Annotated in this window: 14 protein-coding genes; 9 read left to right on the forward strand and 5 right to left on the reverse strand. The window is 72.8% G+C overall.

What is annotated here, in order from left to right:
* Positions 1-25 precede the first annotated feature (25 nt).
* Both K2224_RS19070 and K2224_RS19075 read right to left on the reverse strand, forming a co-directional pair.
* A complete protein-coding gene (locus K2224_RS19070; RefSeq protein WP_221907718.1) occupies positions 26-1,630 on the reverse strand; it encodes an ABC-F family ATP-binding cassette domain-containing protein in 1,605 nt (534 codons plus the stop codon).
* 145 nt (positions 1,631-1,775) lie between these two features.
* Positions 1,776-2,699: an LLM class F420-dependent oxidoreductase gene (locus tag K2224_RS19075; protein WP_221907719.1), complete on the reverse strand. Its 924-nt coding sequence runs from the start codon at positions 2,697-2,699 to the stop codon at positions 1,776-1,778.
* Between the two features lie 229 nt (positions 2,700-2,928).
* Here K2224_RS19075 and K2224_RS19080 point away from each other — a divergent pair, with 229 nt between their 5' ends.
* Positions 2,929-3,501 (forward strand): DinB family protein, encoded by a 573-nt coding sequence (locus K2224_RS19080; protein ID WP_221907720.1) that lies wholly within the window; start codon positions 2,929-2,931, stop codon positions 3,499-3,501.
* A 106-nt stretch (positions 3,502-3,607) separates the two neighbouring features.
* Here K2224_RS19080 and htpG read toward each other — a convergent pair whose 3' ends face one another.
* On the reverse strand, positions 3,608-5,509 hold the full coding sequence (htpG, locus tag K2224_RS19085; protein WP_221907721.1) for a molecular chaperone HtpG: 1,902 nt from the start codon (positions 5,507-5,509) through the stop codon (positions 3,608-3,610).
* 134 nt (positions 5,510-5,643) lie between these two features.
* On the opposite strand from htpG, the gene K2224_RS19090 reads away from it, so the two are divergent.
* Together K2224_RS19090 and K2224_RS19095 are read left to right on the forward strand one after the other, a co-directional pair.
* Positions 5,644-6,648, forward strand: a complete 1,005-nt coding sequence (locus tag K2224_RS19090; RefSeq protein ID WP_221907722.1) for a YdcF family protein — start codon at positions 5,644-5,646, stop codon at positions 6,646-6,648.
* A gap of 251 nt (positions 6,649-6,899) precedes the next feature.
* Complete coding sequence (locus tag K2224_RS19095; RefSeq protein WP_221907723.1) at positions 6,900-7,952, forward strand: sugar transferase; 1,053 nt, start codon at positions 6,900-6,902, stop codon at positions 7,950-7,952.
* 73 nt (positions 7,953-8,025) lie between these two features.
* On the opposite strand, the gene K2224_RS19100 is transcribed toward K2224_RS19095, so the two are convergent.
* Entirely contained in the window at positions 8,026-8,970 is a 945-nt protein-coding gene (locus K2224_RS19100; RefSeq protein ID WP_221907724.1) for a GDP-L-fucose synthase, read from the reverse strand.
* Positions 8,971-9,066: 96 nt separating this feature from the next.
* Between K2224_RS19100 and gmd the strand changes: the two genes are divergently transcribed.
* Genes gmd through K2224_RS19115 form a run of 3 tightly spaced genes read left to right on the forward strand, consistent with a single transcriptional unit; the run spans position 9,067 to position 11,824 of the window.
* On the forward strand, positions 9,067-10,161 hold the full coding sequence (gmd, locus tag K2224_RS19105) for a GDP-mannose 4,6-dehydratase (RefSeq protein WP_260692789.1): 1,095 nt from the start codon (positions 9,067-9,069) through the stop codon (positions 10,159-10,161).
* The gene (locus K2224_RS19110) at positions 10,158-10,706 is read left to right on the forward strand and encodes a DapH/DapD/GlmU-related protein (RefSeq protein WP_221907725.1); all 549 of its coding nucleotides are present in this window, start codon (positions 10,158-10,160) and stop codon (positions 10,704-10,706) included. Before gmd ends, K2224_RS19110 begins: the two co-directional genes overlap by 4 nt.
* Complete coding sequence (locus K2224_RS19115) at positions 10,703-11,824, forward strand: glycosyltransferase (protein ID WP_221907726.1); 1,122 nt, start codon at positions 10,703-10,705, stop codon at positions 11,822-11,824. Before K2224_RS19110 ends, K2224_RS19115 begins: the two co-directional genes overlap by 4 nt.
* A gap of 65 nt (positions 11,825-11,889) precedes the next feature.
* Here K2224_RS19115 and K2224_RS19120 read toward each other — a convergent pair whose 3' ends face one another.
* Entirely contained in the window at positions 11,890-13,125 is a 1,236-nt protein-coding gene (locus K2224_RS19120) for a glycosyltransferase (protein ID WP_260692791.1), read from the reverse strand.
* Between the two features lie 218 nt (positions 13,126-13,343).
* Between K2224_RS19120 and K2224_RS19125 the strand changes: the two genes are divergently transcribed.
* The 3 genes from K2224_RS19125 to K2224_RS19135 are packed head-to-tail and all read left to right on the forward strand — an operon-like array spanning position 13,344 to position 18,156.
* On the forward strand, positions 13,344-14,870 hold the full coding sequence (locus K2224_RS19125) for a hypothetical protein (RefSeq protein ID WP_221909807.1): 1,527 nt from the start codon (positions 13,344-13,346) through the stop codon (positions 14,868-14,870).
* Entirely contained in the window at positions 14,867-16,585 is a 1,719-nt protein-coding gene (locus K2224_RS19130; protein ID WP_221907727.1) for a polysaccharide biosynthesis tyrosine autokinase, read from the forward strand. The genes K2224_RS19125 and K2224_RS19130 overlap by 4 nt, the downstream gene beginning before the upstream one ends.
* The gene (locus K2224_RS19135; RefSeq protein ID WP_221907728.1) at positions 16,582-18,156 is read left to right on the forward strand and encodes an oligosaccharide flippase family protein; all 1,575 of its coding nucleotides are present in this window, start codon (positions 16,582-16,584) and stop codon (positions 18,154-18,156) included. Before K2224_RS19130 ends, K2224_RS19135 begins: the two co-directional genes overlap by 4 nt.
* Positions 18,157-18,213 lie beyond the last annotated feature (57 nt).

The following is an 18,213-nucleotide window of genomic DNA, read 5'->3' on the forward strand; positions in this document are numbered from 1 at the left end:
GTCGTCGGTCAGGCCATGGTCGGGCTCAGGCCAGGGTCACCAGCTCCCGGTACTCCTCGTTCCACAGGTCCTCGTCCGCGTCGGGCAGCAGGAGCACCCGGTCGGGGCGCAGGGCGTCGATGGCGCCCTCGTCGTGGGTGACCATCACGATCGCGCCGGGGTAGGAGCCGACCGCGGCCAGCACCTCGTCCCTGGAGGCGGGGTCGAGGTTGTTGGTCGGCTCGTCCAGGAGCAGCACATTGGCCCCGGAGTGGACGAGCCCGGCCAGCGCCAGCCGGGTCTTCTCACCGCCCGAGAGGACGCCGGCGGGCTTGTCGGCGTCGTCCCCGGCGAACAGGAACGCCCCCAGCACCCGGCGGATCTCCTGGTCCGTGAGATGCGGGGCGACGGCCGCGAGATTGTCGCGGACGGTGCGGGTGCCGTCGAGCGTGTCGTGTTCCTGGGCGAAGTAGCCCAGCCGCAGCCCCTGCCCGTGCACGACCCGGCCGGCGTCCGGGGTCTCCGCGCCGGCGAGGATCCGTAGCAGTGTGGTCTTCCCGGCGCCGTTGAGGCCGAGGATCACCAGGCGGCTGCCCCGGTCCACGGCCAGATCGACGCCGGTGAGGACCTGGTGGTCGCCGTAGGACTTGGCGAGGCTGATCGCGCCGAGTGGCATCCGGCCGCAGGGGTGCGGCTCGGGCAGCCGGATCCGGGCGACCTTCTCACGCCGCCTGGCCGGTTCGAGATCGGCCAGCATGCGGTCGGCGCGGCGGGCCATGCTCCTGGCCATCACGGCGGTGGCCGAGCGGGCCTTCATCTTCTCGGCCTGGGCATGCAGGGACGCCGCCTTGCGTTCGGCGTTGGACCGTTCGCGGGTGCGGCGCCGCTCGTCCGCGGCCCGCTGGGCGAGATACCCGGTCCAGCCGGTGTTGTGGAGGTCGATCGTCGCGCGGGTGGCGTCGAGGTGGAAGACGCGGTTGACGACGTCCGCGAGCAGGCCGGAGTCATGGCTGATCACCACCAGCCCGCCCTGGTGGGCCCGGAGGAAGGTGCGGAGCCAGCCGAGCGAGTCGGCGTCGAGGTGGTTGGTGGGCTCGTCCAGCAGCAGGGTGCCCTGGTGCCCGGCGAAGAGGATCCGGGCGAGTTCGACGCGGCGCCGCTGGCCGCCGGAGAGGGCTCCGACGGGCCCGTTCAGCACCCGCTGCGGCAGGCCGAGCCCCGCGGCGACCCGGGCCGCCTCGGCCTCCGCGGCGTATCCGCCGCCGGCCTGGAACGCGGTCTCCGCGCGGGCGTAGGCGGCCATCGCGCGCTCCAGCCCGCGCGGGTCGTCGGCGTCGGCCATCGCGGACTCGGCCGCGCGCAGTCGGTGCAGGGCCACGTCCAGTCCGCGGGCGGAGAGGATCCGGTCGGCGACCGTGCCGGCCGGGTCGGCGGCCCGGTAGTCCTGCGCGAGATGGCCGACCGGGCCGGTGTGGGTGACGGTCCCCACGGCGGGCCTGGCCCGGCCCGCGAGGGCGGTCATGAGAGTGGTCTTGCCCGCGCCGTTGCGGCCGACCAGGCCGATCCGGTCGCCGGGCGAGACGGTGAAGGAGACATCGGAGAGCAGCAGGCGGGCGCCGGCGCGCAGCTCGACATCGCGAACGGTGATCATGTGGTAACGCTCCGAAAAAGCACGAGGACACACTTCTGGCGTGGAAGCGGTTCCTCGGCTAGGAAATTCGGGGCGTGGACATGCGGACACCGTAACGGAGGCCCGGGGAACGGTGCATCCGCTTTTCTGCCGGCGGCGCGCCCGGTCAGCCCGCCAGGGTGCCCAGGAGATCCCAGGTGCGGCGGCGGTTGGTGTCGCCGTCGATCTCCGTTCCGACGAACACCACTTCCGTCGCACCGGCGTCGCGGTAGCGCTGCACCTCTGCGGCGACCGTCCTCTCGTCACCGATCACCGCGACATCGACGGCCCGCCGGGCGCCGGAGAGCTCGATGGCCCGGGCGTAGGACGGAACCTGCTCGTAGAAGGCCAACTGCTCGGCGGCCGTGGCGCGGACCGCGTCGGCGTCGTCGGTGACCACGCCATGGACGAGTGCCACGATCCGGGGCGCAGGGCGCCCGGCGGCCTCGGCTGCGGCGGTGACGGCCGGCACGATGTGGTCGGCGAGGGCGCGGGGCCCGGCGAGGTAGGGCAGGATCCCGTCCGCAAGCTCGCCGCTGACCCGCAGGGCCCGCGGGCCCATCGCGGCGACGAGCAACGGGACGCCGGACTCCGCGCCCGGCACCCGGGCGGGTATGGGAGTGGCCGCGGTGAGGAGCTCACCGTGGAAGTCGGCGCTGCCGGTCTCGGTCAACTGCCGTAGCGCGGTGAGGAATTCCCGCAGGCGGGCGACGGGCCGTTCGAAGGGGATTCCGAAGCCGCCCTCGGTCAGGAGCCTGGTGCCGAGCGCGAGGCCGAGGTGGTAGCGGCCGTGGGTGGCCGCCTGTGCGGTCTGGGCCTGGCTGGAGACGATCAGCGGGTGACGTCCGAAGACGGGGACGGCGGACGTCCCCACGTGCAGTCCGGGCACTTCGCGGCCGACGATCGCGGCGAGCTGGGGCGAGTCCGCGCCGAAGGTCTGGCCGAACCACGCGGATCGCAGCCCCGCGGCCGCGGCCTCCTTGGCGAGCGCCACGCTCGCGTCGATCTGATTGGCGGGATCGGTCGGGTTGAGGGCGACTCCTACGGTCATGTCCGTTGGCAACAGCGTGTGTTGACGCATGATTCCCGGAATGCGGAAGCGATTGCGGACGGGCGGGAGTCCGCCGCGGTCCCGACATGGCGCCTTCCGGCCGCCACCTTCCGATCGCTGCCTTCCGGCCACCGATTTCCAACTGCTCGGCGATCTAGGACAGCAGTTGTCCTCCTTGGTGCCTAGCGTGGTTCTCACCACCGCACGAGAACACCGAGAGGCGACGACCATGACCGACACCCAGGCGACCACCCGCGACCAGTCCGAGTCCCCGGCCGACGAGGTCCCGGCCGTCACCGGCGAGCGCGCCGAATGGCTGGAGGCACTGGCCAAGCACCGGCACTTCCTGCGCTTCACCACCCGGGACCTCACCGACGAGCAGGCCGGACGGCGCACCACCGCCGGCGAGTTGTGTCTGGGCGGTCTGATCAAGCATGTCAGCGCGGTCGAGGAGCGCTGGGTGGACTTCATCCTGCACGGCACCTCGGCGATGCCGGACTTCACGGCGATGACCGAGGACGACCTGGCCCGTCGTGCCGACCAGTTCCGGATGCTGCCCGGCGAGACGCTGGCCGGCGTACTGGCCGACTACGAGGCGGTGGCCCGCCGGACCGACGAGGTGGTGGCCGCCCTGCCCGACCTGGACCGTGCCTGGCCGCTGCCCAAGGCGCCCTGGTTCGAGCCCGGCACACAGTGGTCGGCCCGTCGGGTGCTGATGCACATCGTCGCCGAGACCGCGCAGCACGCCGGGCACGCCGACATCGTCCGCGAGTCCCTGGACGGCGCCAAGAGCATGGGCTAGGCACCGGCCGGGCAGGCAGACAGGCAGAGCGTCCGCCGGAGGCCGGGGGGCCGTCGGCGGACGCTCTGCCGCGGTGCTCATGTCCGCGTCGTGGGGCGGGGCCTGATCACAGGGTGCGGCCCAGGCGGTCCGCCACCACCTTCACGAAGTGCGCGGGGTCGGCCGGCCGGCCGCCCTCGGCCAGGACGGCCAGGGAGTAGAGCAGTTCGGCGGTCTCGGTGAGACCGGCGCGGTCCTCGCGCTCCCCGTATGCCTGGTTCAGGCCCTTCACCAGCTCGTGGGCCGGGTTGAGTTCGAGGATGCGCTTGGTGTGCGGCACCTCCTGTCCCATGGCCCGGTACATGTTCTCCAGGGCCGGGGTCAGGTCTTCGGCGCCCGCGACGATGCAGGCCGGCGAGACCGTCAGGCGGGACGACAGACGCACCTCCTTGACGTCGTCGGCCAGTTGCTCGGTCATCCAGCCGAGCAGGTCCGCGTACTGCTCGGCCTGCTTCTCGCGCTCGTCCTCGGACTTCTCGTCCCCCTGCGCGCCGAGGTCGATCTCGCCCTTGGTGATCGACTGCAGCCGCTTGCCCTGGAACTCGCCGACCACGTCGACCCACACCTCGTCGACCGGGTCGGTGAGCAGCAGCACCTCGATGCCCCGCTCCCGGAACGCCTCCACGTGCGGGGAGTTGTCGATGCTCTGCCGGGACTCGCCGGTGATGTAGTAGATGTCCTCCTGGCCGTCCCGCATCCGCGCGACGTACTGCTCCAGCGTGACCGACTCGTCCTCGCCGTGCGTGGTCGCGAACGACGACACCGCGAGCAGCGCGTCCCGGTTGTCGGAGTCGGTGATCAGCCCCTCCTTGAGCACCGCGCCGAACTCCCGCCAGAACGTGCCGTAGCGCTCGGCGTCGTCGGCCCGCATGCTCTTGACCGACGCCAGCACCTTCTTCGTCAGCCGGCGCTGCATCATGAGGATGTGCCGGTCCTGCTGGAGGATCTCACGGGAGACGTTGAGCGAGAGGTCCTGGGCGTCGACCACGCCCTTGACGAAGCGGAGGTAGGGCGGCAGCAGCGCCTCGCAGTCGTCCATGATGAACACGCGCTTGACGTAGAGCTGCAGCCCGCGCTGGTAGTTCTGGGTGAACAGGTCGTGCGGGGCGTGCGACGGGACGAACAGCAGTGCCTGGTACTCGAAGGTTCCCTCGGCCTGCAGCTGGACGGTCTCCAGCGGGTCGCGCCAGTCATGGCTGATGTGCTTGTACAGCTCGTGGTACTCGTCCTCGGACACCTCGTCGCGCGAGCGCGCCCACAGGGCCTTCATCGAGTTCAGCGTCTCGGGTTCGGCGGGCTCGTCGCCCTCGTTCCCGGTCTCACCGACCAGTTTGACGGGCCAGGTGATGAAGTCCGAGTAGCGCTTGACGATCTCCTTGAGCTTCCACGGCGAGGTGTAGTCGTGCAGCTGGTTGTCGGAGTCGGCGGGCTTGAGGTGCAGTGTCACCGAGGTGCCCTGCGGTGCGTCGTCGACCTCCTGGAGGGTGTAGGTGCCCTCGCCGCGGGACGCCCAGCGGGTGCCCTTCTTCTCGCCCGCCCGCCGCGTCAGCAGGGTGACCTCGTCGGCCACCATGAAGCCGGAGTAGAAGCCGACGCCGAACTGGCCGATCAGCCCCTCAGCGCCGGCCGCGTCCTTGGCCTCCTTCAGCTCCTGGAGGAAGGCGGCCGTCCCCGAGTTGGCGATGGTGCCGATGAGCCGGCCGACCTCGTCGTACGACATCCCGATGCCGTTGTCCCGCACCGTGAGCGTACGGGCGTCCTTGTCGATCTCCAGCTCGATGTGCAGGTCGGAGACGTCGGCGTCGAGGGAGTCGTCGCGCAGCGCGGCCAGACGCAGCTTGTCCAGTGCGTCGGAGGCGTTGGAGACTAGCTCCCGGAGGAAGACGTCCTTGTTCGAGTAGATCGAGTGGATCATCAGCTGGAGCAGCTGACGGGCCTCCACCTGGAACTCAAACGTTTCGGTCGGCATGGTTCGCGATTACCTCACTTGATCCTGGATCACCGGACTTGTTGCCGTCACTTTAATCAGCGCGTCCGCCCGCGGACCGCACCGGTGCGGGAAACAATGATCACCGACCCGCGATCGCTGTCTACGATGCGGGCATGTTGGCCTTCTCCCCTGCGCTGTTGTTCCTTCTCCTCTTCTGCTTCGGTGTGCTCCGCGACCGACGCCGGTTCGGCAACGCCGTCCATCTGGGACTGGCCGTGGCCTTCGGACTGTCGGCGACGGTCGGCACCCTGGGTCGGTCGCATCCCGTATGGGGAGCGGTCGCCGGGCTGGCACTGTTGGTGCTGCCCGCACTGGGGACGCTGGTCCTCGCCGGCTTCCTGATCGCCAACGGTGTGACGATGGTCCGCAAGGAGGGGCGTCGCCCGGCCAACCTGCTGTCGCTGCTCGCCGGGCTCGGGATCATCGGCGTGATCGTGTTGCTGGTCACGGCGGTTGTCCTGCACACGGTCGGCCTGCTGGTGAGCGCGGCGGTCACCGTCGGGGTGGTCGGCTATGTGTCGTTCCTCTTCCTCTGCTTCGTGGGCTATGCCTTCCTCTACGGGCGGTGGCCGGTGCGGCGGCGGGCCGACTATGTGGTGGTGCTCGGTTCCGGCCTGATCGGCGGGTCCAAGGTGCCGCCGCTGCTGGCCAGTCGGCTGGAGCGGGGGCGCGCGGTGTACGAGCGGCTGGTGGCGCGGGGTTCCACGCCGCTGCTGATCACGTCCGGCGGCCAGGGTCCGGACGAGAAGCTCCCGGAGTCCCATGCGATGGCCGACTACCTCGTCGAGCGCGGGTTTCCCACGGACCGGATCGTGCGCGAGGACCGTTCGCGGACCACGGAGGAGAACCTGCGGTTCAGCCGGGCGCTGATGGCGGAGGCGAAGCCGGACTACCGCTGTGTGGTCGTCACCAACAACTACCACGCCTTCCGGGCCGCGTTGATGGCCCGGAAGACCGGCCTGAACGGCCAGGTCGTGGGTTCGCCCACCGCCGCGTACTTCTGGCCGAGCGCGACCATCCGCGAGTTCGCCGCGGTGTTCCTGGCCCACAAGGTGGTCAATCTCGGGGTCTGTCTGCTGCTCGTCCTCGGCGGGGCGCTGATCTGGTGGGCCCGCTGAGCGGGGTGCGCGGAGACCGGCGAAGGGCCCTTCGGAGGGCCGCGTACCGGAAGTGGTAGGTATCGGCCACGCGTAGCAACTGGCCTACGAATACGACGCAGTTGCCGACAACAAGCCACAAGAATCGTCAAATCAGGGAAACGGCAGCAGTAAGCCGCAAGGTGCTCTAGCGTTCAGCTCCTACACACGGAGGCGGTCGTACCAGGGGGGGCCGACCGCACCGGACGTGCGGGACGACCGAGTGGGGGGCCATGGGGTTGTTCGAAGCCGCCGCGTCTCGGGGGATCGTGCCTCCCGCCGGGCCGGCGGAACCGCCATGCGGACCGGAGGGACGCGCGGAACGGGCGCACCGCCACCGGCCCGACGAGCGGCGGCCGGCCGCCGTCGCCGTGACGTCGGACGCGCTGGGTGCCGCGGTGCCGGCCGCACCGGTCTGCGCCGCGACCCGGCAGCCGCAGCCGCTCCTCCTGGGTGTGGGGGCGGGCGCGGCGTGGCGGGCGCTGGTGCCCTGTCCGGCGCCGACCGCGATCCGGTGCACGCTGCTGCACCGGTATCTGCGCACGGCGCGACGGCGGGCGGGGGCGCTGCGCCGGGTGCTGATCGTCGGGGAGGGCGCCGCCGTCGAGGTGGCCCGGCACCGGGTCCGGCTGGCCCGGGCGGCGGGCCTGACGGTGCCGCACGCAGCGCCTGCGGCGCGGCGCGGTCTGCCGGTGTTGTTGAAACAGACCACCGACCGGCTCGGGGCGCTGCTCCTGTTGGTGCTGCTGGCCCCGGTGTTCGCGGTGGTGGCGGCGCTGATCCGGCTGGACTCGGCCGGTCCGGTCTTCTACCGGCAGGTGCGCGTCGGCCGCGATCTGGCGCCGTTCCGGATGTGGAAGTTCCGCACGATGGTGGTCGCCGCCGACCGGATGCGGACCGCACTGGAGTCGGCCAACGAGCACGACGGGGCGATGTTCAAGATGCGGCGCGATCCCCGGGTGACCCGGGTCGGCCGGGTGCTGCGCCGCTTCTCGCTGGACGAGCTGCCGCAGTTGTGCAACGTACTGGCCGGTCATATGTCGTTGGTGGGGCCTCGGCCGCCGTTGCCGGAGGAGGTGGAACGGTACAGCGGCACGGAGTTGCGCCGGCTGAGCGTGAAGCCGGGGCTGACCGGGCTGTGGCAGGTCAGCGGCCGGTCGGACCTGTCGTGGGACGAGACCGTCGCGCTGGACCTGAGCTACGTGGACAACTGGTCCTACGGGCGGGACCTCGATGTGCTGGTACGGACGGTGCGCGCGGTGCTGGACGGGCGCGGTGCGTACTGAGCGGGCCGGGGCCCGGTGGCCGGAGCGCGCCGCCGCATCGGACGGCGGCGCGCCCGCGCCGGGCCGGTGCGGATCACCTCGGGGCCGCCTGCGTCCGCCATGCCTGGTAGGTGCCGGCGATGCCGTCCGCGAGCGGGACCGCCGGCGACCAGCCCAGGGAGCGGATCCGGCCGATGTCGAGGAGTTTGCGCGGGGTGCCGTCGGGCTTGGCCGGGTCGAAGGAGATCCGGCCTCGGTAGCCGACGGCTTCGGCGACCAGTGCGGCGAGTTCGGCGATGGTGAGGTCCTCGCCGCAGCCGACGTTGACCGGGTCGTCGCCGTCGTAGTGGCGCAGCAGCACCTCGCAGGCGGCGGCGAGGTCGTCGACGTGCAGGAACTCGCGGCGCGGGGTGCCGGTGCCCCACAGGGTGAGGTCGGCGTGCCCGGCTTCCTTGGCCTCGTGGCAGCGGCGGATGAGCGCGGGGAGGACGTGCGAGGTCGCCAGGTCGAAGTTGTCGCCGGGGCCGTAGAGGTTGGTCGGCATCGCGGAGACGAAGGAGGAGCCGTACTGCCGGCGGTAGGCGCGGATCTGGAGCAGGCCGGCGATCTTGGCTATCGCGTATGCCTCGTTGGTGGGCTCCAGCGGGCCGGTGAGCAGGGCGTCCTCGGTGATGGGCTGGGCGGTGTGCCGGGGGTAGATGCAGCTCGAACCGAGGAAGAGCAGTCGGCGGACGCCGGCCCGGTGCGCGCCCGCGATGACGCTGAGCTGGATGGCGAGGTTGTCCTCCAGGAAGTCCACGGGTCGGGTGCTGTTGGCCATGATGCCGCCGACCCTGGCGGCGGCGAGCACGACGGCGTCGGGGCGTTCGGCGCGCAGATAGGCGCCGGTGGCCGTGGCGTCGCGGAGGTCGAGGCGTTCCCGGGGCCGGGTCAGGACCTCGTAGCCGCGGGCGGTGAGGTGCCGGGCGACGGCGGAGCCGGTCAGGCCCCGGTGGCCGGCGACGAAGACGCGGGCGGGTACGGGCAGCAGGTCGTCCATGGCCCGGATTGTGGCAGCGAATCCGCCGCATGGACCGTCTTTTTCCGGAAATATCCAGCGTCGACGGGGCGCACGCACTTCTCGTGGGGGGAAGCCATGGAAGCCGTGGGAGCCAGGGAAGCCGGGGGAGCGCCGGAGGCGAAGGGGACGAGAGGCGCGAACGGCGCCGGTGAGCGCGCCGCCAGGACCGCCGTCGTCACCGGCATAACGGGCCAGGACGGTTCCTATCTGGCGGAGTTGCTGCTCGGCAAGGGCTACGAGGTGCATGGCCTGATGCGGCGCTCGTCGAGCTTCAACACCGAGCGCATCGACCACATCTACCAGGATCCGCACACCCCCGGCCGGCGGCTGATGCTGCATCATGTCGACCTCTCGGACGGGGTGGCACTGGTGAACCTGCTGCGCGACCTGCAGCCGGACGAGGTGTACAACCTCGGCGCCCAGTCACATGTCCGGGTCTCCTTCGACGCGCCGCTCTACACCGGGGACGTCACCGGGCTGGGCGCCCTGCGGCTGCTGGAGGCGATCCGCGCCAGCGGCATCCGGACCCGCCTCTACCAGGCGTCCTCGTCGGAGATGTTCGGCGCCACCCCGCCACCGCAGAACGAGTCCACCCCGTTCCACCCCCGCAGCCCGTACGGCTGCGCCAAGGTCATGGCCTACTGGTCCACCGTCAACTACCGTGAGGCATATGGGCTGTTCGGGGTGAACGGCATTCTCTTCAACCACGAGAGCCCACGGCGCGGCGGGACCTTCGTCACCCGCAAGATCACCCGCGCGGTGGCGCGCATCCAGGCCGGTCTCCAGGAGCACCTCTATCTCGGCAACCTCGACGCGGTCCGTGACTGGGGCTACGCGCCGGAGTACGTCGAGGCGATGTGGCGGATGTTGCAGCGCGACGAGCCGGACGACTACGTCGTGGCGACCGGCGTGGCCGCGACGGTCCGGGACTTCCTCCAGGCCGCGTTCACCGCCGCCGGACTGGACTGGGAACGCAGCGTGCGCTTCGATCCGAGGTACCAGCGCCCCAGCGAGGTGGACGCGCTGATCGGCGATCCAGCCAAGGCCGAGCGTCTGCTGGACTGGTCCGCGACGGTCCGGTACGACGAACTGGCCCGGATCATGGTCGAGTCGGACATCCGGCAGCTGGCGGACGAGCTCTCCGGCCAGCGCGTGCGGGTGGACCGATGACCGCCCCCGCCGCCGCACCGGCCACCACCCGCCGGCTGCGCGGTTTCACCGGGGCCGGTTACGACAAGGGCCGCGGGCTGCTCGTCCAGGCCGCCTGGTTCGCCGTGCTCAACCTCGTCTTCGTCAAGTGGTGGTGCCCGCCGCGGCTGCGGCCGGTGCTGCTGCGGGCGTTCGGCGCCCGGGTCGGCGCGCGGGTGCTGATCCGGCACCGGGTGCGGGTGCAGTGGCCGTGGAAGCTGACGGTCGGCGACGACGTCTGGGTGGGCGAGGGTGCCTGGCTGATCAATCTCGAGCCGATCAGCATCGGACACGATGTCTGCGTGTCCCAGGGCGCGGTGCTCTGCACCGGCAGTCATCAACGCCGCTCCCCCACCTTCGAGTTCGACAACGGACCGGTCCGCCTGGAGCCCGGTGCCTGGGTGGCGGCCCGGGCCGTGGTGCTGCGCGGCGTGACGGTCGGCGCGGACGCGGTGGTCGGTGCCGGCGCGGTCGCCCACCGGGACGTGCCGCCGGGGACCGTGCACACCACCGGGGGTGACCGGTGAGGATCACCCATGTCGTCACGCTGGTGAGCGAGGACGGGGCGTACGGCGGCCCGGTGAGCGTGGCAACCGGTCAGCTCGGCGAGCTGGCCGCGCGGGGCCACGAGGTCGAGTTGGTGTCCCTGTGGCGCGGTGCGGGCCCGCCGCCGGACACCGTGGACGGGGTGCCGCTGCGCGCCCGGCCCGCCCGCACGCTGGTTCCGGGGCAGGGCTTCCTCGGCCTGTTCCATCCGGGCCTGCCGCGGCTGCTGTGGCGGCGGACCGGCCACGCCGAGGTGCTTCAACTGCACGCGGGGCGCGATCTGGTGTCACTGGCCGCGCTCGCGGCGGCGGTGGCGCGCCGCCGGCCGTTCCTGGCGCAGACGCACGGCATGGTCCAGCCCCGCCGGACGGCGTCGGCCCGGCTCTTCGACCGGTTCTACGTCCCGCTGCTGCGGCGGGCGGCGGCGGTGCTGATGCTGACCGACGAGGAGGAGGCCGGGCTGCGCAAGGTGCTGGGACCGCGGGGGCCGCGCCTGGTCCGGCTGCCCAACGGCGTCCGGGTCGCCGAGCCCGGCGGAGTGGCGCGGAGCCCGACCGAGGTGCTGTTCCTGGCCCGGCTCCAGGCCCGCAAGCGGCCGGAGGCGTTTGTGCGGATGGCGGCGCTGGTGCACGCCAAGCGGCCGGAGGTGTCGTTCGCCGTCTACGGCGCGGACGAGGGGCGGTTGGCCGCGGTACGGCGGGTGGTGGCCGAGGAGGCGCTGGGCGGGGTGGTGGCGTACGGCGGTGCGCTGGACCATGACGCGGCGGTGCGGCGCCTGGCCGCGGCCACCGTGTATGTGCTGCCGAGCGTGCACGAGCCGTTCCCGATGAGCCTGTTGGAGTCGCTGGCCGTGGGTACCCCGGTGGTCTGCACCGAGAGCTGCGGGATCGCCGGCGCGCTGCGCCGCCACGATGCCGCCGAGGTCACCGACGGGTCGCCGGAGGAACTGGCCGAGGCGGTGCTGCGGCTCCTGGACGACGCCGAGCTGCGGCAGCGCCGGGCGGCGGCCGGGCGGTCGGCGATCGCCGCGGAGTTCTCCCTCGGGGCGGTCGCCGACCGGCTGGAGGAGTGGTACGGCTTCCTCGGCGGCGGCGGATGAGGCGCCCGGACCGGCCGGGCGCGCGGCGGCCGTCGCCGGTCCTCAGGGCCGGCCCGGCACCGGCCCTAGGCCATGGCCAGGCGCAGCAGAGCGGTGATCCGCGCCAGTCCGGCCCGGCTGCTGAGCCGCTCGTCGACGTAGCGGGGCCCGTGGGCGCCGAGCCGGGCGGCCCGCTCGGGGTCGGCGGCCAGCGCCCGGACCTCTGCCAGCAGCGCCTCGGGGTCCTCGGGCGGGACGAGCGTGCCGGCGCCCGAGCGCCGCACCTCCTGGGCGGTCCCGCCCTGGGCGGCCACCGAGGCGATGACCGGCCGGCCGGTCATGAAGTACGAGGTCAGCTTGGACGGCAGGCTCATGTCGAGCACCGAGGCCCGCTGGGTGACGACGAGGATGTCGGCGGCCGCCAGCACCTCGGGGAACTCCCCGGCCGGCGCGGGCGGCAGAACGCTGAACGTGCGGATTCCCGCGGCGAGTCGACGCAGATGTGCGCGCTGGCTGCCGTCCCCCATGAGGACGACGCGGAGTGGATCCGCCTCCTGCTCGGCGAGCCGCGCGGTCTCGACCAGGACCTCCAGTCCCTGTTTGAGGCCCATGTTGCCGGCGTGCAGCAGGACCGTCTCGTCGGCCCGCCAGCCCAGTCGGGCCCGGGTCCGCTCCCGGTCGCCGCGCGGGGCGCGGACGTGCGTCCAGTTCGGCACCACATGCACCCGGGAGCGGGGCACCCCCGTCGCCACCACCCGGTCCACGAACGACTCGTGCACCACCCCGACGGCATCCGCGGCGCGCAGCACCCGGGCCTCGACCGCCGCGGCCGGCTCGGCCGCCCCGCCCCCGCCCCGGATGCCGCTCTGCGCGGCGGCCGCGCCCATCAGGTCCTGCACCACCACGACGTGCGGCACGCCGGCCCGCCGCGCCAGTCGGCCGCCGAGCACCGCCCCGGCCAGGGTGGGCATCTGGGTCAGCACCACGTCCGGCCGGACCGGCGGCGGCGCGAGCAGGCCGTGGGCCAGCACGGTGGCCTCGTACAGCGCCCGGTGGGCGGCGGTCTGGCGGGACGGGACGGTGTGCCGGCGGCGGTGCACGGTCACCCCGCCCCGGCGCTCCCGCAGCCGCCAGCGACCGCGGTACTCCTGCGCCACCCGCCAGGCCGGATAGTGCGGCATACCGGCCAGGACGTGGGTGTCCGCGCCGGATGCGGCCAGGTGCTCGGCGATCTGGGTGGCGTAGGGCCCTATGCCGGTGTGTTCGGGCGCGTAGTTGGTGGAGACCACGAGCACGCGCCGGCCGGCGAAGGGTTCTTGCACGGCTGCCCCCTCTGGAGGTGCGGTCGGCCCGGGCGCCGGCCGGCGCCGCCGCGGACGGGTCCGGCGGGTGTCGACGCCGGCCGGATCAACCGACCGAACTGTCTGTTTCACCACGTACACACGGCTTGGACGCAGGTGACCCTAGCATTGCGATGCGTCACCAGGTGGACCGAATCTGAGGAATTACGGCTCCTGGTAGGGAAGTTGGGGGTGTGTCCATGCGGCCGGTGAGCTGGTCGGGCGCTCGGCCGGCGGCGCGTCCGGCGGCCGCACTGTGCTGCTGGGGGCTGTTCCTGGTGGTGCTGTTGCCGCTGGTGGTCCTGCGGTCGTCGGACGCCCGGTTCGGGGCCGCGCTCGCCGTGCAGTGCGTGGTGGTGGTGCACAGCGGCATCGCCCTGGCCCGGGTGCTGACGGACGTCCGGGCCCGGCTGATCGCCTTCGGCTTCTGGCTGTTCACCTATGTCTGGCTGGGGCTGGCACCGCTGGCGATGCTCGCGACGGACGCCTATCCGCGCGGGTTCCTCGTCGACGCGCCGACCGCGTTCACCTCGACCCTCCTGGTGGAGACGGGACTTGTGGCCTACAGCGCGGGGTCGGCGCTGGCGTCGTGGCGCTCCTCCCGCGGCTCCACGGTGCTCGCCCCGCTGCTGGCCCGGCAGTTGGCGCCCGGCCGGGTGTTGCTGCTGTGCGGGGTGGCACTGCTGATCGCGGCGGTGCTGGTCCCGGCGCTGGGCGGGCTGCCGGCGTTCTTCGTGAGCCGGCAGGCCCATGCGGCTGCCGCCGCGCAGGCCGAGCCGTCGGGTTCGGCCGGCCGGGCACTGGCCGCCTGGGCGCTGTCGGTGCCGGCGTTCTGGGCGCTGCTGGCCCTGGTGCACGTACCGCGGTCCGCCGGCGGCGACCGGACGCTGCGCGGGCTGCGCCGCGGCCTGCTGCCGCTGCTGATCGTGGTGAACGTGGTGGTGAACAACCCCGTCAGCCAGCCGCGCTTCTGGGCCGGCACGGTGTTGCTGGCGCTGGTCTTCGGCGCGTCCTGGATGCGCGGACCGGCCGCCTTCCGGATCGGCGCGGCGGCCGTGGCGGCGATGGTGCTGGTGGTCTTCCCGTACAGCGACTACTTCCGCTACGACAAACGGCAGGACGTTCAAGTCCTCTCGCTCGCCGAGCAGTTCACCTCCAACGGCGACTACGACGCCTTCCAGCAGATCCAGACGGGGGTGGACTACGTCGACGGCCACGGCTTCACCCCGTCCGCGGCGCTGGGGCCGCCGCTGTTCTTCGTGCCGCGCCCGGTGTGGCCCGAGAAGCCGGACGACGCGGGCATCCTGCTCGCCCGGCACGCGGGCTACACCTTCGAGAACCTCTCCGCGCCGCTGTGGATCGAGGCGTACATGTGGGCCGGTTTCCCGTCGGTCGTCGTCGTCTTCACCCTGATCGGCCTGGTCGGACGGCGGATCGACGAGCTCCGGCACCGGTTGCGGCACCGACCGGGGACGCTGGCGGCACTGCTGGTACCGGCCTTCGGCTTCTACCAGTTGGTGCTGCTGCGCGGCAGCCTGATGGCGATCGTCGGCCCGCTCGCGCTGCTGGTGTGCATCCCGCTGTTGATCACCCGCAGGGCGCGGCGGACGGTCCGGCACGCCGCCGCTCCCGCGCCGCTCGGCGTCCCGCTCCTGCCGTCACCCCGCACCGCGTCGTCCCGGCCCCGCACCGCGTTGTCCCGACCCACAGGAGGAACAGGTACGTGAGCGTCATCGACGAGCCCGCGGAGGAACCGGACCAGATCCGCGACCAGTTGCGCCAGCTGTTCCGCTATCGGGCGTGCCTGGTGCTCGGCCTGCTGCTGGGCCTGCTGGGCGGCGCCGCGGTGTTCGTACTGGGCGGCCCGACCTACACGGCGACCGGCGAGGTAGTGGTGCAGGCGATCGGCACCGCCCCGTTCGAGGGCGGCGGCGTCTCCGCCGACAAGCAGATCAGCATGGGCACCGAGCGGCAGATCGCGCAGAGCGCCTCGGTCGCGGCCAAGGCCGCCCAGGCGCTGGGCGAACGGACCGCCCCGGCGGCGCTCCAGCGCGATCTGCGGGTGAGCAATCCGCCCGAGACGCAGACCCTGGTCTTCGAGTACAGCGCGGGCTCCGCGGACCGGGCGGCCCGGCTCGTCAACGCCTTCGTCCAGGCGTATCTGGACTACCGGCGGGACACCGCGGCCCAGCGGATCGACACCACGGTGCAGAAGCTCAACGGTGAGCTGACACCGCTGCTGGAGCAGCGCAAGGCACTGGACGAACGGCTCGCCGCGGCCGGCGGCGGCCCGGCACACGCCGCCGACCAGTCCGGGCGCAGCGACCTGGTGTCGGCGATCGCCACCCTGCGGGGCCGGATCTCCACCCTCAAGTCCCTGGACACCACGCCCGGCGACATCGTCCGCAAGGGCGATCCGCCGGCCTTCCCGTCCAGCCCGGGGCTCAACGTGCTGCTGCTGACCGGTGCGGTGGCCGGCCTCGCCCTGGGCATCCTGGCGGCCTGGGTCCGCTCGGTGCTGGAGCCGCGGATCCGGTCGGTGGCGGACGTGCAGGAGAGCCTGCGGGCTCCGGTGCTCGGCATCCTGCCGCGCCGGCGGAGCGGTGGCGGGGTGCTGGAGGTCGGCGGGTCCGGGCGCGGCAATCGTGCCGAGGCGCACCGCACCATAGCGTTCCGGCTGGTGCACGACCGTCGCTTCGCCGGCTGCGGAAGCCTGTTGATCGTCTCGCCCCGGGACGATGCGGACGCGGTGCCGGTGGCGGTCAACCTCGCCGGGGCGCTGGCCGAGATCGGCGCCGACGTCCTGCTGGTGGAGGCGAACCTGCGGACGCCGGTCCTCGCCCAGCGGCTGCCGCTGCGCCCAAGTCACGGGCGGCCGGTGCCGGGCAGTTGGGCCGAGGGCGAGCGGCTCACCGTGGACGCCGGTGCCGACGGGCGGTTCGCGCTGCTGCCCGGACGGGAGGTGCCCAATCCGGCGCGGGCCCTGACCTCGCCGCAGTTCGCACGGCTGCTGAACGCGGCGGGCCCGGACGAGCACGTGGTGGTGGTCACCGGCCCGCTGCTGGCGCACGCCGACGGGCTGGCGGTGGCCAAGCAGGCGGCCGGTGTGGTGGTGGTCTGCGATCTGCACGAGGTCCGCCGGGACGACCTGGACCGGGTCCGGGAGCTGATCACGGCGGCCGGCGGGCACATCCTGGGCGCCGTCCTGGACAAGGGCAGCCGGCGGCGCGTACTGCGTCGGCTCGCCGACGGCGGCCCGGCCCAGCGCAAGCGCGGCCGGCACGGGTCGCGGACGGTGCCGGCGCCGCCGGTCCACCCGCACGCGTTCCCGTACGCCCCGTCCGGGCCGGCGTCGGCCGTGCCGCCGGGCCCGCCGCTGCCCGGCGTCGACCCGAGCCGGGCGGACGGCGCACCCGCCGACACCCGCTCCGCGCGCGGGTGACCGCCCTGCGCCCGGCGGACACCGGCGACGCCCGGGACGCCCCGGCACGCTCGGGCACCGCGGCCGCCGGGCGGGGCATCGCCGGCACGGCCCGCGGCAGCCTGTTCGGTCTGGCGGGCTCGGCGGCCAACGCGGTCTTCGGGTTCGTGCTGGTCACCATCGTCACCCACGGGCTCGGGGCGCGCGGGGCCGGCGCGGTGTTCGCCGGTGTCGCCGCGTTCACGCTGGCGAGCAACGCCCTGAAGCTGGGGGCGGACACCGCGCTGGTGCGGTTCGTCTCCCGGGACCTGGCGCACACGGACGGGGCGGGGGTGCCCGGTCTGCTGCGGATCGCGGTGCTGCCGCCGCTGGTGGCGAGCACCGCGGTCGCGGCGGCGGCCGTGCCGCTGGCCCCCGGCCTCGCCGGATGGCTGCTGCCGGACCTGTCCCCGGGGCAAGGGACCGCGGTGCTGCGGCTGTTCGCGGTGTTCCTGCCGGTGACGACGGTGGCGCTGGTGCTGCTGGGGGCGACCCGGGGGTACGGCTCGGTGGTGCCGTTCGTGGGCGTGGAGCAGATCGGGAAGCCGGTGCTCCGGGTGCTGCTCGCCGTCCCCCTGGTCCTGCTCGCGCCGGGCGTGGTGACGTTGAGTGCCGCCTGGCTGGCCCCCGGCGTACTGGGCGCGGCGGCGGCCTGGCTCGCACTCCGCCGCGCCCTCCGGAGCCGCCCTCGGTCCCCCCAACACACCACTCCCGCCGGGGAGTTCTGGTCGTTCGCCGGCCCACGGGCGATCTCCTCGATCTTCGACATCGCCGCCGTGTGGATCGGTGTGATCCTGCTGTCGGTGCTCGGCACCAGCGCCGAGGCGGGTGTCTACACCGCGCTGGGGCGCCTGGTGACCGCGGGGACGCTGCTGCAACTGGCCGTCCGGCTGGCGGTGGCCCCGCAGCTCGGCCGGCTGCTGGCGGACGGCGACCGGGCCGGCGCCCACCGTCTGCACCGGCTGTCGACGCGCTGGATCGCGCTGTTCTCCTGGCCGGTGTTCGTGCTGCTGGCGGCCTTTCCGCGTACGGTGCTCGCGCTATTCGGCGCGGACTTCGGGCCGGGCGCGCCGGGCCTGGTGGTGCTGGCCACGGCGAGCCTGGTCAACGTCGCCGTCGGCAACGCGCAGACGGCGCTGCTGATGGCGGGCCGGAGCGTGCCGAACCTCGTCGTCGCCGGTGCGGCCTTCGCGGTCCAACTGTGCTTCGGGATATGGCTGGTTCCGCGCTACGGAGTGCTGGGCGCCGCGGTCTCGTTCGGTCTGGCGATCGTGGTGGACAACGGCGCTTCGGCCTGGCTGGTCCGCCGTCGGCTGGGGTTCGGCGCCGTGGACCGCGGTTACCTTCTCGCCGCATTGATCACCATCGGGGCGGTAGCTCCGCTTGCGTTCCTGATACGGGTGCTATGCGGTGACACCTTCGCCGGTACCCTCTTCGGCATTCTTTTGTCCATTGTGGCGTTCTGCGCCCTCGTCCGCCGCTATCGTGTGCCGCTGGGGGTAGCGGAGTTCTTCGGGGTGCTGCGCAAGCGGCGCGCGGAAAACTCGCCATGAACACTGCACGAGCCATTCCGTACAGAGCTGATCTCCTTCACCGCTCCTCTCTTCACC

The sequence above is a fragment of the Streptomyces sp. BHT-5-2 genome, from assembly GCF_019774615.1.
Taxonomy (GTDB): Bacteria; Actinomycetota; Actinomycetes; order Streptomycetales; family Streptomycetaceae; genus Streptomyces.